The organism is Flavobacterium sp. RHBU_3 (assembly GCF_046613565.1).
GTDB lineage: Bacteria > Bacteroidota > Bacteroidia > Flavobacteriales > Flavobacteriaceae > Flavobacterium.
In genome coordinates this window covers 342,411-357,323 of record NZ_JBKJHC010000004.1, presented here as the reverse complement: position 1 = coordinate 357,323, position 14,913 = coordinate 342,411, and the positions used below count along the sequence as shown (strand labels likewise).

Sequence of the window (14,913 nt, the reverse complement as noted above, 5' to 3'; positions counted from 1 at the left end):
GTTATAAACACAATCGGGTTAAAAACCTAAAAACAAGGTTTTTAACCCTATTTTTATATAAGTACATATATTAAAGTATAAAAGTTACGCAAACGTTAGAGGAAATATTATAACTAAATGATAAAATAATATTAACCTTCAGTTCAGGTTAGCTCTAAATTTGTTTTCGTCAATAAAAGAACCCTAAAATTATTGATAGCTAAATTTCTAACCTTATAAATTGCGAATTAGTAGCTAACCAAACACGAATTACTATGGGTAACAAACTACACAAAGTTACAAAATGGTGTACACAAGGAAAAGCCCTGTTCTACCTTATGGTTCTGTGTTTTGCAGGAACCATGCATGCACAGCAAAAGGTAAGCGGTGTGGTATCTGACGAAAAAGGAATGACCATACCTGGGGTAAATGTAACCGTAAAGGGCGCCCAGGGGGGCGTAGTAACCAACCTTGAAGGAGAATACGCCATAGAGGTACCGGAAAACGGTACACTGGTATTCAGCTTCATCGGTTTCACCACCGAAGAAGTAGCCGTAAAAGGCAGGACAAGTATTAACGTAAAAATGACCGAAACCGCCAAAACACTTGATGAAGTGGTGGTTATAGGTTACGGATCACAAAAAAAGGATGATGTAAACAGTGCTGTTTCTTCCATCCGTTCAAAAGACCTTGAAAACATTAAGCAAACATCTGTAGACCAGATGCTTCAAGGTAAAGCAGCGGGTGTAAGTGTAACAAACGGTTCAGGACAACCGGGTAGCGCAGCATCGGTTCACATTCGTGGTATCACTTCGATTTCGGGTACTAACGAACCGCTTTATGTTATAGACGGTGTTCCTGTATCTGGTGATGCTACCGGTAAATCTACAAGCGGACGCCCTGTAGCAGGAAGCGACTTTTCATCGACAGGTGGAGCCGGTAACAATACCGTAAGCCCAATATCTTTCATTAACCCGAACGATATCGAATCTATCGACATCCTTAAAGATGCCTCTGCAACCGCTATTTACGGTTCGCGCGGTGCTAACGGTGTAATTATCATTACTACAAAATCAGGAAAAAAAGGAACCGGAAAAATGGCTTATGAAGGCTATACATCTGTAGGTACCATTTACAAAAAACTTGATGTAATGAACCTTAGGCAGTATGCACAGCAACAAAATCAACTTTCGTTGTTATACGGTATACCTGAAGACCAGCTAAGGCCTGAATTTGCTCATCCTGAGCTATTAGGTAACGGTACAGACTGGCAGGATGCTATATACCAAACGGCTAAAACACAAAGCCACCAGCTTTCGTTTTCGGGAGCTAAAGATGGTACAAATTACTACATTTCGGGTGGTTTTATAAACCAGGACGGTATATTACTTGGCTCAGGTTTCAAACGTTATACTATGCGTGCTAACGTAGATTCTAAAGTAAAAGACTGGTTACGCGTAGGAACAAACATGGGAACAGGTATTACTAATGAACAACTTACCATAAACCAAAGTTATACAGGTATTATATCTAATGCACTGCTTCAGGCTCCGGATATACCGGTACGTAACCCTGACGGAAGCTTTGCAGGACCACTGGATAACAGCCTTAATGCTACTTACTTTAACCCTGTAGGTGAAGCTATGGTACGCGACAACAAGCTTGTACGCAAAAACTTTATGGGTAGCGTATATGGTGAGGCAACCCTACTGGATGGCCTTAAATACAGGGCAGAACTGGGTGCAAACACTGAATTTGCTGACCAAAACGACTTTTTACCTACTTATTACTGGGGTGTACAAACACATACAGCATCTGAACTATGGAAAAGAGGTTCTAACTGGTACGCGATTAACCTTAAAAACCTTTTAACTTACGACAAAACAATAGGACAGCACAAATTTACTGTACTATTAGGCCAGGAGGCTAACGACAGCCACTGGGAAGGTCTTAACGTATACTCGTCTGATGCTCCTGTAAACGACCCGGCCACTGTAAACCTGGGTAGTACTATAAGGGTAACAGCTAACGATTACTACAAAGGTAGTGCAGCCATCTACTCATTGTTTGCCCGTGTTATCTATGATTTCAACAACCGTTTTGGTATGTCGGCATCAGTACGTGGCGACCGTTCTTCGAAATTTGACCCTAACGGCGACGGCGGTAAAAAACAATGGGGTTACTTCCCTGCGATTTCGGGTTCATGGAAAATTTCGAATGAAAAGTTCATGGAATCTACAAAAGACTACATAGACAACCTTAAGCTACGCATAGGCTACGGTGAAACCGGTAACCAGCAGTTACCTAACAACCGCTATACAGCACTACTGCAACCGGGTGCTTCAGGACTGGGATCGTCTTATACTGTGGCTAACTCACCTAACCCTGACCTTACATGGGAATCGATGAAGCAAACAAACATAGGTTTAGATTTCACCCTATTTAACTCTCGCCTTACTGCTAACGTGGATTACTTCATAAAAAAATCAGAAGGTTTCCTTTTCCAGGTGCCACTTCCTGATTACCTTACCGGAGGCGATTCTTATTACGGTGGTATTGCTGCTCCTTGGTCTAACCTTGGATCTATGGAAAACCGTGGATATGATATTACCCTTAGCTACAACACAAAAGGCACCGGTGATTTTTCATATAACTCAAGCCTTGTATTCAGCCACTACACAAACAAGCTAACAGACCTGCAATCGGGACTTACACTTACACAACAGGTAAACACTAACGGTTATATACCTATGGTAGCTACAAACACTGTTGTAAACCAGCCAGTGGGTATGTTCTACGGCTATGTGGCCGAAGGATTGTTTACCAGCACAGACCAGCTTAACAGTGCTCCTATTCAGTTTGGGCAAAGCGTAGGTACAGGTGCCGGACAAACCTGGCTGGGTGACGTAAAATATAAAGACATCAGTGGCCCGGAAGGTAAACCAGATGGCGTTATAGATACTTATGACAAAACGTTTATAGGTAACCCTAACCCTAAATTTACATTCGGTTTTACTAACAACTTTAAGTACAAAAACTTCGACCTTTCTATATTCCTTCAGGGATCTGTAGGTAACGATGTAATGAACCTTACACGCCGAAACGGTACGCTTAATGCCCAATTGTATGTAAACCAGCTGTCTGAAGCCGCTAACTACTGGACAGAGGAAAACCCTAATACAAGTGTTCCAAGGCCAATAGGCGACCTAAGCAACCCTAACGTACAGATATCTAACCGTTACATAGAAGATGGTTCGTATCTAAGGATACAAAATACAACCCTTGGCTATACCCTGCCATCTGAAATTGCTTCAAAAATCAAGATGTCTCGTGTAAGGGTTTATGCTACCGGAACTAACCTGCACACCTTTACAAAGTACACGGGTTATGACCCTGAAATAGGTTCGTTTAACCAAAACGTACTGCTTACAGGCATTGATAACGGAAGGTATCCGTCTCCTAGAACTTATTCGTTTGGTGTTAACTTAGAATTCTAAAAAAAAATTGAAGATGAAAATGATTCCAAAAATCACACTCCGTTTTGCTGCACTTGCTGCAACGGCTATGATTATATTTTCGTGTACGGCTGATTTTACAAACCGTCCGCCGGAAGACTCTATAAGCCTTGATGCTTACTACAGCACCAACGCACAGGTGGCATCTGCTACTAACGTAATGTATAGCCGCACCTGGTTTAACTTTGAAACAAAATTCCTTTGGGCTGTAGCAGAAGTAGGTGGCGGTAACATGTACACCAACTCATCAGACGTAAATGCTCTTCGTAACTTTTCTATGAACGGTAGTTACGGTATACTGAATGACGGATGGCAATCGCTTTGGGCAAACGTGGCTCAGGCTAATGCTATTATTAACTTCCTTGAAGACCGTGTGGGTCCGGATGTAGACCCTGAAGTTCTTCAAAATACCATAGGCGAAGCATACTTCCTTAGGGCTACTGCTTACTTTTATCTTGTACGCTTATGGGGTGCTGTACCTATCATAGAAAACAACCTTGATTATGCAGGCACGCCTCAAATCAACACTAACAGGATTGAAGATATTTATACATTTATAGAAATGGATTACCAAAAAGCCATTGAAAAAATGTATGATAAAAACCGTGGAAGCGATTATACACAAAACGGCCACGTAAGTAAAGGTTCTGCAAAATCAATGCTTGCCAAAGTATATCTGTACGAAAAGAAATATACAGAAGCACGCCAGCTTGCAGAGGAAGTAATAAACAGTGGCGAATTTAAACTTCTTGGAGGTACTTCGCTGCCAGGAAAATCATATGCCGACCTGTTTACTTACCCTAACAACAACAACGAGGAATCTATCTTCGCGCTACAATGGTACTGGGACGGTAACTACGGTTCAGGAAACATTTGTAACACCCAGTTTGGTATCAGTTCAGCAGCGCTTACTACATCAAACTGTTCTTACGGTGGTGTATTCGGCCCGTCTCAGGATATCCTTTCGTTGTATGAAGACGGTGATGTGCGCCGCAAACAAACCATAATGATGCCCGGCGACGTATATTCAGATATTAAAGTACTTATAAACAGCGGAACAACAGAACAAATGGGCTTTACAGTACCGTCTGCCGCCGATATAGGTGGACAAGGAGCCGGTGCTGCCATTAAAAAATACGTTATAGGTATAGAAAACGGTAATGCTACAGGACCTACACAAGTAGGTGGTAACGGAGCTACATCTAACAACACTTACATTATGCGATATGCAGAACTGCTGCTTATACACGCAGAAGCTGTACTTGCCGGAGGTGCCAGTACTTCAGATGCAGGTGCACTGGCTTCATTTAACGCCGTACGCAACAGGGCCGGACTACCAAGTGTAACATCGATTACGTTTACCGATATCTTTAATGAGAGAAGGAAAGAACTTGCCTTTGAAGGTGATTACTGGTTCGATCTTGGACGTTTACCAAGGGCTCAGGCTATCGCCATCATGTCGGCACAAAACAGGGGTAATATGTGGACAGAGGAACACTTTACACCATCTGAAAGCGACTTCTACCTGAACTACCCGGACAACGATGTGGCTAAAAACCCTAAGCTTCTGGAAGATCCTGTTCCTTACACTTTTAACTAATGCATAAAAATTGTATTGAAATGAAAAACAATAAATTTAAATTCCTGTTCGGGTTACTTGCCATGTTTGCCGTTACACTGTTCATTTCGTGCAACGACGACAACGGTGGCGGTGGCGCCCCGGAAATAGAAAATGTGAGCCTGGCCCAAAACGACTCGCTTGTAGAGTACGGCTTTGCAGACAATATGTACATAATAAGAGGTAAAGGTTTTATTACCACACAAAAGATTTACTTTAACGAAACCGATACGTACTTTAACTCTACACTGGTTACAGATGATGTAATACTGGTAACCATAGACAGGGATACACCATATGAAAACGCTACAGATGAGCTTAAAGTAGTTACCAAGTATGGTACAGCTACCTACCATTTCCCTGTAGCACCGCCTGCACCTTCAATTACCAGTTTTAACCCTGTAAATGCAGCAGAAGGAGAACAGTTTACCATTTATGGTTCTTACTTCCTGGATCCTGTAGTTACAGTAGGTGGTGTACAGGCCCAGGTTGTATCGAGCAGCCTAACCGAAATTGTAGCAGTAATGCCGGCCGGCTCTGCAAACAAATATGTAAAGGTAAAAACCATTTCGGGTGAAAGCGAGTGGGACATATCTGCGGTAGGTACCGCAATTTACGATGATGTGTTTTACGATCCTTGGACTATAGAAGCCTGGAATAACCACGTATTTGTTACAGACCAAACCAAAGCTTTCCAGGGTACTACCTTCTTTAAGAAAGACATTGAAGGCTGGGGTAACATTCAGGGTAACTGGGGCTGGCAGGAAGGTATGGGTAACTATACAGGTATTCACTTTGCCGTACGTTCAGACGATGCCGGTAAACTGGTTTGGATATTTAACGGAAGTGGCTGGGGCGATGCTACACATGCCATAACCACAGGTACAGAATGGACTGATGTACGTATTACCTGGGATCAAATGGGCGGCGTACCTGCAGCAATGCAAAACCTGTCGTTCCAGGAATTCTCAGGAGCTACACACACCTACTATTTCGACAACTTTGGTTTTACCGTTGATTAATATTTTTATAGGGTAGACTGAAACATTACCCTTAGCATTCCCCGAAGTTTTTCGGGGAATGTTTTTATGTAACAAACATTCGTACCTTGGTCGTGTTAACCAAAACCTTATTTTATCATGACAACCTACTCACCGTCTGTTACACGCTATAATGATATGCAGTACCGCCGCTGCGGAAAAAGCGGACTAAAACTGTCGGCATTGTCGCTGGGCCTTTGGCACAACTTTGGCCACGTAAACGACTACGATAACAGCCGCCGCATACTGCACACAGCCTTTGACAACGGTATTACCCATTTTGACCTTGCCAATAACTACGGGCCGCCTCCGGGTTCGGCCGAGGAGAATTTTGGTAAAATACTGCACAGCGATTTTGCAGGCTACCGCGACGAACTTATTATTTCTACCAAGGCAGGCTACACTATGTGGGATGGCCCTTATGGCGACTGGGGCAGTAAAAAGTACCTGGTATCAAGCCTGGACCAGAGCCTGAAACGCATGAAGCTGGATTATGTAGATATTTTCTATCACCACCGCATGGACCCTGATACCCCACTGGAAGAGACCATGGGCGCACTGGATTTAATTGTAAGGCAGGGAAAAGCACTCTACGCAGGTATAAGTAACTACAACGCAGTACAGGCACAAAAAGCCATTGATATACTGAAACAGCTGGGTACACCATGCGTAATCCATCAACCCAAATACAGCATGTTTGTGCGCGACCCGGAATTTGGATTGCTCGACGTGCTGGGTAATAACGGCGTAGGCTGCATACCTTTTTCGCCATTGGCACAAGGACTGCTTACCGATAAGTACCTTAACGGCATACCGACCGACAGCCGCGTAGCCACAAGCGGGCAGTTTCTTAACGAAAGCCACATTACGCCCGAAAGGATAGAAAAAATTAAACAGCTGAACGAAATAGCACAGCAGCGTGGGCAAAAACTGGCACATATGGCGCTGTCATGGATATTAAAGGACGAAAGGGTTACATCGGTACTTATAGGCGCAAGCAGGCCCGAACAGGTTACTGATTCGCTGCAATGCCTAAAAAACATTCACTTTACTGGTGAAGAACTTGCATCCATCAACAACATATTGAGATAATACACAAAACAAACCCAATTATGAAGAAACTGATTACTGCGCTTTTTGTAGCTTCTGTAAGCCTTATCGCTATGGCACAGGGCAATAACTATGTGCAGGATTATACAAAATATGAAGGCCTGGCGCTTACCCCTCCTATGGGGTGGAACAGCTGGAACAAATTTGCCTGCAATGTAGACGAAAACATGATTAAGCAAATGGCCGATGCCATGGTAAGCAGCGGCATGCGCGATGCAGGCTATACCTACATTAACATAGACGATTGCTGGCATGGCGACCGCGATGCGCAGGGTTTTATCCACCCGGATGCAAAGCGTTTCCCGTCTGGGATGAAGGCGCTGGCCGACTACGTGCACAGCAAAGGGCTTAAACTGGGCATTTACAGTGATGCCGGAAGTCAAACCTGTGGCGGAAGGCCGGGCAGCCGTGGTTATGAGTTTCAGGATGCGCAGCAATACGCCGCCTGGGGTATTGATTACCTGAAATACGACTGGTGCAACACCGAAGGCCTTAAAGCCGAGGGTGCTTACAAAACCATAGCAGCCGCCCTTAAAAAGGCAGGCCGCCCTATTGTACTGAGCATTTGCGAATGGGGTAACGATAAGCCATGGGAATGGGGACCAGCTGTAGGACACCTGTGGCGCTCTACCGGTGATATTTACAATTGTTTTGACTGTGTAAAAGACCATGGCACATGGAAAGCCTGGGGCGTAATGCAAATACTGGACAAGCAGGAAGGACTGCGCAAATATGCAGGTCCCGGCCACTGGAACGACCCCGATATGCTGGAGGTAGGTAACGGTGCGCTTACCGTAAACGAAGACCGTGCACACTTTACCATGTGGGCTATGCTGGCGGCACCGCTTATTGCCGGTAACGACCTGCGCAGCATGAGCAAAGAAACCACCGAAGTGCTTACCAATAAAAATGTCATTGCCGTTAGCCAGGACAAACTGGGCATAGAAGGCTTTAAAGTATCGGCTAAGGACGGGCTGGAAATTTGGGCAAAACCGCTACAGGGCGGCGACTGGGCTGTAGTATTCCTTAATCGTGGTACTACTGCACAAAAAGTAGATTTCGACTGGCTGAAGAACGAAATTAAAGACGACATCTTTAACCTGCAAACAAGCTTTGCCGCAAATACCTATACCCTGAAAAACCTTTGGGATAAAAAAGATAAAGGTACTGCCACCACTAAAAAAGCCTTTAAAGCCGAAGTGCCTGCACACGATGTGGTAGCACTGCGCCTTACCCTTACCAAAAAGAAATAACCATGCTAAAGCACTTTAAAATTACCGCCGCTGCCCTACTGTTTTCAATGGCCTGTTTTGCACAGGTTAAGGAGTACGGACAGCTTAGTGTAAAAGGTACCCAACTGGTAGACCAAAACGGCAAACACATAATGCTGCGTGGCATGAGCTACGGCTGGAGCAGCTTTTGGCCAAGGTTTTACAATGCTAAAACAGTTAAATGGCTAAAGGACGACTGGAACGTAAACATAGTGCGCGCTGCTGCCGGCATTGAAGTAGGCTCGGCGGGACAAACCTATAAGGAAAACCCTGAGTTTGTAAAAAAATGCATTACTAATGTAGTAGACGGCGCCATTAAGAACAACATCTACGTAATCATTGACTGGCACAGCCACAACGTTAACCTGGAGGAAGCCAAAGCTTTTTTTGACGAAATGAGCAAAAAGTACGGCAAGTATCCTAACGTTATTTATGAGGTATTTAATGAACCGGACGAGGAAACCTGGCCTCAGGTTAAGGCATACGCCGAGGAAGTGATTAAGGTAATCCGTAAGAATGACCCCGATAATGTAATACTTGTGGGATGTCCGCACTGGGACCAAGATATTAACCTCCCCGCCGCCGACCCTATAAAGGGTGAAACCAACCTGATGTACACCGTGCATTTTTATGCGGCTACACACAAGCAATACCTGCGCGACCGTACCGACGAAGCCATTAAAGCCGGCTTACCGGTATTTATTTCGGAATGTGCAGGGATGGAAGCCACTGGCGACGGCCCACTGGACCCTACCGAATGGCAAAACTGGATTGACTGGATGGAAGCCCGTGGGCTGAGCTGGATAACATGGTCGGTATCCGATAAGGATGAAACCTGTAGTGTGCTCTACCCTACCGCCTCATCAAACGGTAAGTGGAAAGACAGCGACCTTAAGGAAAGCGGCAAACGCACCCGCGAATACCTTCGAAAATTAAACGGAAAACAATAAGTTTAGTTTTTTATACAGTTGAGTTAGTAGTTAGACTAAACCGCCCCAGCAAGGGCGGTTTTATTTTTAAAATCTGTCTTGTCCTTAAATAGCAAAACCCAAAAACTACAATTATACCGGCCATTATTTAGTAAACCATGACATTCGTCACGTTTTATGGAAAAAACCTGCGGTATGTTTGCCCGTTAATTTTTTAGGGTATGACTACAAACGGACAAATAGAACTTATGGTACCGGCAGGCGATTTTGAAGCCCTACAGGCTGCACTGGATAACGGGGCGGATTCGGTTTACTTTGGTGTGGAGCAGCTAAACATGCGCGCCCGTGCCTCTATGAACTTTACACTTGATGATTTACAAGAAATTTCGCAGCGTTGCGCTGCTAAGGGGGTACGCACCTACTTAACGCTAAACACCATAATTTACGACCACGACCTTTCGCTTATAAAAACCCTACTTGACAAAGCCAAAGCGGCTAACATTACTGCCGTTATAGCTATGGACCAGGCGGTAATAGCCTATGCAAGGCAGATAGGTATGGAAGTGCACATAAGCACACAAATAAACGTAACCAACATAGAAACGGTAAATTTCTATGCCCTGTTTGCCGATACCATAGTACTGAGCCGCGAACTGAGCCTGAGCCAGGTAAAGAAAATAACCGAACAGATAAAGAAAGATAATGTATGCGGGCCGTCGGGTAATCTGGTAGAAATAGAAATCTTTGGGCACGGGGCGCTGTGTATGGCGGTTTCGGGTAAGTGCTATCTGAGCCTGCATTCGCATAATTCGTCGGCTAACCGTGGCGCATGCAAGCAAAACTGCCGTAAAAAATATACGGTAATCGACCAGGAAAGCGGTTTTGAAATAGAAGTAGACAACGAGTACATGATGTCGCCAAAGGACCTTTGCACGCTGGACTTTTTGGACCAGATTATAGACAGCGGCGTAAAAGTGTTGAAACTGGAAGGCCGTGGCCGTGCGCCCGAATACGTAGCTACTGTGGTACGCTGCTACCGCGAGGCAATAGACGCCATAGCAGCCGGTACTTTTACCCGCGAAAAAGTAGACCTATGGATGGAGCAACTGCAAACGGTGTACAACCGCGGTTTTTGGAGTGGTTATTATTTGGGTCAGAAACTGGGAGAATGGAGTCCGGCCAACGGTAGTATGGCTACCCAGCGGAAGGTGTATATAGGTAAAGGCAGGCACTTTTACCCTAAGGCAAATGTGGGCGAATTCCTTATAGAAGCATACGACCTGAAGGTGGGCGATAAAATACTGGTTACAGGCCCTACCACAGGCGCACAGGAAACCACCGTAAGCAGCCTTATGGTAGAAGACAGCCCTGCGGAAACCGCCACAAAAGGCGATAAAATAACACTGCCGCTCGACTTTAAAATACGTCCGAGCGACAAGCTGTACAAACTGGTAAAAACCGAATTTGCACAGAACTAATGGTTATTATTACCCTGCAACGCAACAAGTGCATAGGCTGTAATTACTGCGCCGAACTGGCTCCGCAAAAGTTCGTTATGAGTAAAAAGGACGGCAAAAGCGTACTACTGCATTCGGTAGAAAAGAAAGGTTTTTTTACGCTTAAAGAACCCGACCATTCGCTACTGGAAGAAATAGATAATGCCGCCAAAGCCTGCCCGGTTCGGATTATTAGTGTAAAGGAAGTGTAGAATATAGCGCCTGCCGAAGGAGGGGAATTGTAGCAACGTATTTTTTTTGCGTGAGAGTGAGCATTCCCCTCCTTCGGAGGGGTGCCCGCCGCGGCGGGCGGGGTGGGAAAATTAACTATATTTACCTAAACCAAATTACAGCCAAATGGATAATCAAATTATTGCTACAATAAATAACATTCCAATTTACGCTAAATATTTCCCATATTTACCGGTGAATCCTGATTTAAAAGACTGGTCCAAAAAACTTCGCAAAACCGGCAACTACCCTGAAGTAGTGTTTTGGAAACAGGTAAACAGAAAGAAATTTCATAACATAGATTTTGACAGACAAAGGATAATAGGAAACTACATTGTAGACTTTTATATAAAATCGTTAGGACTAATTGTTGAGATTGATGGCACAAGCCATAATGACAAAGAAGCTTATGATAGTAGAAGAGATAACTTCCTTCAATCTTTAGGGTTAAAAGTATATAGAATTTCCTATTTAAGAGTGCTTCACGACCTTGACAACGTCATTGTAGAACTTGAAAATTTTATCATTAAAAATTATGGTGAGTTTCCCACCCCGCCCTGCGGGCACCCCTCCGAAGGAGGGGAATTGTAACGACGTAGTTATCACGTATGAGTGAGCATTCCCTTCCTTCGGTGTCCCGATAGCCATCGGGAGAAAGCCGGGGCGGGTACATAAGCCCCTTTAACTGTAAACTGTAAACTGTAAACTATCTACTCATACGGCACTACGGTAGGTTTAGCTATCTGGAAATCAGGCAGGGCAATATCGTTGTTTTCTATGGCATTGGTTTTAAAAATGTTATAACCGCTATCCGGGATATTAGGATAATACGCCAGCGATAGCTGAAAGCTGTTGAATATAAGGTAATCGTTATACAGCAGCAGCCCCATTCCGAACTTACTGTAAAGCGGTCCGTCGTACAATTTATTTCCCGTATTAGATATCAGCCCCAGCGTAACATTTACAAACGGGTTGATACGAAAACCGCCCACATTCCACGGAGAGAAAGCCTGGGTTTGCAGGGTTAACAGTGCTTTTTTTGTGCCCTTTAGCGTACGGCTGTTAAAACCGGGTATACCATTTTCGCCGTTAATGTTCAGCTGGTCGGTATAAATACCCATGCGGTTTTCGCCCAGTACAATAACCGGTCTTACAAAATGGCGCAGCCTCCAGGCTCCTAAATTGCGGATGTTAGTAAAATAAAGCGCATCGATACGCATGGTGGTTTGCTGGGTAAGGTTATGATAAAAGAATGACCCCACCTCTACATTTGTACTAAAATAACCCCAGCGGTAGTAGTTACCAAAAGCATATCGGGCACCTACATAAAAACGCTGCTGGGCACTTTTATCCTGTACCCCAAAGGTGGCGCTGTACACCTTACCTATGGGAATATCCTCAACAATATCATAATTAAACAGGAATTTATCCTGCACATACTTACGCGATGTAATACCCACACTGGCCAGGTACAGTCTTTCGCTGTTGTAATACCCTACCGAGTCGTATTCTATAGTAGGTTTTTCCCTGTATTTTCTGCGGTAAAAACGGGCTGTAGTAACAAACCGGGTGGTACGGTCCTCTTCCGTAATTCCCTTTGTTAAAGGTGTGGCAAAACCTGCCCAGTAATCCTGCGAACGGGTTTTATAATTTTGCCAGTTCCATTGCTGTTGCGCATTAGGCAGCGTATCTTTTTCAAAGCGGCTTTCGTAATATGCTCCCCCCGCCCACTTGGTAAACGCGCTGAAAAAGGTGCGTTCCAGTCCCACGCTTTTCAGCCAATAATCACTTTTCCAAATCTGGTATGCACCGCTGGCATTAATGTAGGTATTTTTAATATTAGGTATGGTATACCGCGCCAGGTAAGCGGTTTGTCCGCTACTGAAATTTCTGTCAAAGTCATTTTCAAGCTGGTGTCCCAGCCCCAGAAAGTTCCGTTCGGTAAGCTCTGCCGAACCCGATGACGTAGAAACCGAACCGTTAGGAATAAGGCTCCACGAATCCAGCACCCGGATAAATACGTCTACCGAATCGGTTGTGGTAGCTATAGGCTGCGGCTTAATAATTACGCGGCGTATGTACCGCTGCGAACGCAATAAACGCTCACTATCATTTATCAAAAGCGAATCCAGGGGTTCATTTTTTTTAAACAAAAGCAGGTTGCGTATGGCGTATTCCTTGGTTTTTATGTGCACCCGGTTACCTATCCGTTCTATACTGTTATCGGGGGCGTGGGTGGTATCGTTTATAGAATACCCAAAAGGATCGAGCGTTTGTATAATAATACGGCGTACTATTTTGCCTTCGTATTTTTCAAAGCTTACCTGCATTTCGGGTGTTCTTTCGCGCACCCTTCTCCTGGACTGAGACGCCCTTTGTTGTTTCACCGGTTTAAAGATAAACTTGTGCAGCGTCTTGGTAACCTTCTTTTTCTTACTGTAGTCCTGTATTTTCTTATACATCTGGTCGTTCTTTTCCTTTACGGTATCCTTGGCAGGCGGGTTCACCTGGGCATGCAGTGCCCCCACAGCAAAAAAAAATGCTGTTACCATTATCCGTAAAAAAAAACTCCCTTGCATGTAAAAATTTTCAACCCTACAAAATACGTGAATTAAACCAAAATAAAAACTTAATATTATGTTGAGGGTTGTTAATTGTGTTAGCCTTCAGCAACCAGCTTTCAGCTTTCAGCCAGCATTACTAAAGTTATGCCATTTCTTCGATAGCTGATGGCTGAAAGCTAATGGCTAATTATCCGGAATACTTTGTAACAAAAACCTTACCTGCTCGTCTAACTCTTATAAAATCAATAAAACATACATTTTGGAAACAATACTTAGCATAAGCGGTCTGCACAAACGGTTTGGCAAAGTGCATGCGGTAAACAATGTTTCTTTTACCATACAAAAAGGAAACGTTTACGGCATACTGGGGCCAAACGGCAGCGGAAAAAGTACCACACTGGGCATAATACTAAATGTGGTAAACAAAACCGAAGGCAGTTACAGCTGGTTTGGCGGCACTACCGAAACCCACGAAGCCCTGAAAAAAGTAGGCGCTATTATAGAACGCCCTAACTTTTATCCCTACATGTCGGCGTACGACAACCTTAAACTGGTGTGTAAAATAAAAAGTATCCCTTACACAAAAATTCAGGAAAAACTGGAACTGGTAGGCCTATGGGAACGCAAGGACAGTAAATTTAAAACCTTTTCACTGGGTATGAAACAACGCCTGGCCATAGCCAGCGCGGTACTGAATGACCCCGAAATACTGATACTGGACGAGCCTACAAACGGGCTGGACCCACAGGGTATACGACAAATACGCGACCTGATACGCCTTATAGTCTCACAGGGAACCACCATACTATTAGCCAGCCACCTGCTGGACGAAGTAGAAAAAGTATGCGACCACGTAGTGGTAATGAAGGATGGCGTAGTACTCTACACAGGTTCTGTACAAGGCATGCTGAGTAAAGAAGGATTCTTTGAACTGGCTGCCCAAGACAACAACAAATTATTACAATTGCTGCAAGGCCATGCCGCAGTAGACATTGCAGAATTATCAGACGGAAAAGTTGTAGCACAGCTTAAAAGCCAGCTTGAGGCTGCAGAGCTGAACCAATACCTTTTTAACAACGGAATAGTATTGAGCCATCTGATAAAACGTACCCACAGCCTCGAAGAAGAATTCCTGAAACTAACCAGCAAAACAAACTAAA

Annotated in this window: 11 protein-coding genes; 10 read left to right on the top strand and 1 reads right to left on the bottom strand. The window is 44.3% G+C overall.

Going from position 1 to position 14,913, the window contains the following annotated elements:
- Positions 1-254: 254 nt before the first annotated feature.
- The 9 genes from ACLI1A_RS07995 to ACLI1A_RS07955 all read left to right on the top strand — a co-directional run bounded on the left by ACLI1A_RS07995 (position 255) and on the right by ACLI1A_RS07955 (position 11,780).
- Positions 255-3,476, top strand: a complete 3,222-nt coding sequence (locus tag ACLI1A_RS07995) for a SusC/RagA family TonB-linked outer membrane protein (RefSeq protein ID WP_411407916.1) — start codon at positions 255-257, stop codon at positions 3,474-3,476.
- Positions 3,477-3,495: 19 nt separating this feature from the next.
- Complete coding sequence (locus ACLI1A_RS07990; RefSeq protein ID WP_411407914.1) at positions 3,496-5,094, top strand: RagB/SusD family nutrient uptake outer membrane protein; 1,599 nt, start codon at positions 3,496-3,498, stop codon at positions 5,092-5,094.
- Between the two features lie 20 nt (positions 5,095-5,114).
- Positions 5,115-6,134: an IPT/TIG domain-containing protein gene (locus tag ACLI1A_RS07985; RefSeq protein WP_411407912.1), complete on the top strand. Its 1,020-nt coding sequence runs from the start codon at positions 5,115-5,117 to the stop codon at positions 6,132-6,134.
- A 117-nt stretch (positions 6,135-6,251) separates the two neighbouring features.
- Positions 6,252-7,244 (top strand): L-glyceraldehyde 3-phosphate reductase, encoded by a 993-nt coding sequence (gene mgrA / locus ACLI1A_RS07980; protein WP_411407910.1) that lies wholly within the window; start codon positions 6,252-6,254, stop codon positions 7,242-7,244.
- Between the two features lie 20 nt (positions 7,245-7,264).
- Positions 7,265-8,515, top strand: a complete 1,251-nt coding sequence (locus tag ACLI1A_RS07975) for a glycoside hydrolase family 27 protein (protein ID WP_411407908.1) — start codon at positions 7,265-7,267, stop codon at positions 8,513-8,515.
- A 2-nt stretch (positions 8,516-8,517) separates the two neighbouring features.
- Positions 8,518-9,483 carry a glycoside hydrolase family 5 protein gene (locus tag ACLI1A_RS07970; RefSeq protein ID WP_411407906.1) on the top strand — a complete coding sequence of 322 codons (966 nt, stop codon included), beginning with the start codon at positions 8,518-8,520 and terminating at the stop codon, positions 9,481-9,483.
- A gap of 200 nt (positions 9,484-9,683) precedes the next feature.
- Entirely contained in the window at positions 9,684-10,940 is a 1,257-nt protein-coding gene (locus ACLI1A_RS07965; RefSeq protein ID WP_411407904.1) for a U32 family peptidase, read from the top strand.
- Positions 10,940-11,170: a ferredoxin gene (locus ACLI1A_RS07960; RefSeq protein WP_411407902.1), complete on the top strand. Its 231-nt coding sequence runs from the start codon at positions 10,940-10,942 to the stop codon at positions 11,168-11,170. The genes ACLI1A_RS07965 and ACLI1A_RS07960 overlap by 1 nt, the downstream gene beginning before the upstream one ends.
- Positions 11,171-11,315: 145 nt before the next feature.
- Positions 11,316-11,780: an endonuclease domain-containing protein gene (locus ACLI1A_RS07955; protein ID WP_411407900.1), complete on the top strand. Its 465-nt coding sequence runs from the start codon at positions 11,316-11,318 to the stop codon at positions 11,778-11,780.
- A gap of 119 nt (positions 11,781-11,899) precedes the next feature.
- Here the strand turns inward: ACLI1A_RS07955 and ACLI1A_RS07950 are convergent, their stop codons facing one another.
- The gene (locus ACLI1A_RS07950; RefSeq protein ID WP_411407898.1) at positions 11,900-13,741 is read right to left on the bottom strand and encodes a hypothetical protein; all 1,842 of its coding nucleotides are present in this window, start codon (positions 13,739-13,741) and stop codon (positions 11,900-11,902) included.
- A gap of 271 nt (positions 13,742-14,012) precedes the next feature.
- On the opposite strand from ACLI1A_RS07950, the gene ACLI1A_RS07945 reads away from it, so the two are divergent.
- On the top strand, positions 14,013-14,912 hold the full coding sequence (locus ACLI1A_RS07945) for an ABC transporter ATP-binding protein (protein ID WP_411407896.1): 900 nt from the start codon (positions 14,013-14,015) through the stop codon (positions 14,910-14,912).
- Position 14,913: the final 1 nt, after the last annotated feature.

Coding starts and splice junctions, on each gene's coding strand:
- ACLI1A_RS07995 (WP_411407916.1), top strand. CDS start 255: ATGGGTAACAAACTACACAAAGTTACAAAATGGTGTACACAAGGAAAA.
- ACLI1A_RS07990 (WP_411407914.1), top strand. CDS start 3,496: ATGATTCCAAAAATCACACTCCGTTTTGCTGCACTTGCTGCAACGGCT.
- ACLI1A_RS07985 (WP_411407912.1), top strand. CDS start 5,115: ATGAAAAACAATAAATTTAAATTCCTGTTCGGGTTACTTGCCATGTTT.
- mgrA (WP_411407910.1), top strand. CDS start 6,252: ATGACAACCTACTCACCGTCTGTTACACGCTATAATGATATGCAGTAC.
- ACLI1A_RS07975 (WP_411407908.1), top strand. CDS start 7,265: ATGAAGAAACTGATTACTGCGCTTTTTGTAGCTTCTGTAAGCCTTATC.
- ACLI1A_RS07970 (WP_411407906.1), top strand. CDS start 8,518: ATGCTAAAGCACTTTAAAATTACCGCCGCTGCCCTACTGTTTTCAATG.
- ACLI1A_RS07965 (WP_411407904.1), top strand. CDS start 9,684: ATGACTACAAACGGACAAATAGAACTTATGGTACCGGCAGGCGATTTT.
- ACLI1A_RS07960 (WP_411407902.1), top strand. CDS start 10,940: ATGGTTATTATTACCCTGCAACGCAACAAGTGCATAGGCTGTAATTAC.
- ACLI1A_RS07955 (WP_411407900.1), top strand. CDS start 11,316: ATGGATAATCAAATTATTGCTACAATAAATAACATTCCAATTTACGCT.
- ACLI1A_RS07950 (WP_411407898.1), bottom strand. CDS start 13,741: ATGGTAACAGCATTTTTTTTTGCTGTGGGGGCACTGCATGCCCAGGTG.